This window comes from Pedobacter sp. 01T416_2 (genome assembly GCF_056398925.1).
In genome coordinates this window covers 1-1,092 of the sequence record NZ_JBFTQI010001199.1, presented here as the reverse complement: position 1 = coordinate 1,092, position 1,092 = coordinate 1, and the positions used below count along the sequence as shown (strand labels likewise).

At 38.6% G+C, this 1,092-nt stretch carries 1 protein-coding gene; it reads right to left on the bottom strand.

Annotation, left to right across the window (positions count from 1 at the left end; translation table 11 throughout):
- Positions 1–889 (bottom strand): Asp-tRNA(Asn)/Glu-tRNA(Gln) amidotransferase subunit GatB (gene gatB, locus AC1DPQ_RS28530; protein WP_477611681.1); only part of this gene is annotated, 889 nt, incomplete at its 3' end.
- Positions 890–1,092 lie beyond the last annotated feature (203 nt).

Genomic DNA, 1,092 nt, shown 5'->3' with positions numbered 1-1,092 from the left:
CTGCTAACCAATCATCAGAAATATAAATGGGTTGCAGATCTGGATCTGAAAAATATCGATAATCATTCGCCTCCTCTTTAGTACGCATCGGTGATGTAGTGCCTTTATCAGCATCAAAATTCAATGTGCTCTGAATAATTCTTCCCCCATTGCTAATCACTTCTACCTGACGGCCAAATTCGAAATCCATCGCTCTACGTACATTACGCATCGAGTTTAGGTTTTTTACTTCACAACGTGTTCCAAATTCGGTAGTGCCCTGTGGCCGTATAGAAATATTGGCATCGCAACGCAAACTACCTTCTTCCATATTGCCATCGCTTACATTTAAATGCCTCACCAGTTTCCTGATTTCGCTTAATAAAACAGATGCTTCTTCCGAACTGCGGATATCGGGTTCGGTTACAATCTCAATTAAAGGTACCCCCGCACGGTTCAAATCAACCAACGAATAGTTATCATCCTGATCATGGATACTTTTTCCGGCATCTTCTTCCAGGTGAATGCGATTGATTCCGATTTTCTTCATAGAGCCATTAGCCAGTTGCAGCTCCAGAAAACCATTAACGCAGATCGGTTGGTTATCCTGGGTAATCTGATAACCTTTTGGCAAGTCGGCGTAGAAATAGTTTTTCCTATCAAAATGGTTGATCTGGTTAATGGTACAGTTTAAAGCCAGACCGATACGGATGGCTTTTGCTACTACTTCTTTATTTAACTTCGGTAAGGCTCCAGGCAATGCCAGTGAAACCGTAGATATATTTTGATTGGGTAAAGCCCCGAAAGATGCACTATCAGCAGAAAATATTTTAGTGTTGGTGTTTAACTGAACGTGGATTTCTAGTCCTGAAACGAGTTCGTAATTGTTTTCGGATGTTCCTAAACTCATATTAAAATGATCCCTTTAAATGTATTATGGAGGCAAATATAGTTAAAGAATGTTAAATGAAATTGCTTTAATTAAACTACCGTGTACAGCTATTGTCTATCTCAGCAAACACACAAAAGAAACCTTTAATTAAAAAACATTATGAAAAAGTTAGTTTTATTTGCTGCAGTTCTGATGGTTTCATTATTCAGCATAAACAATGC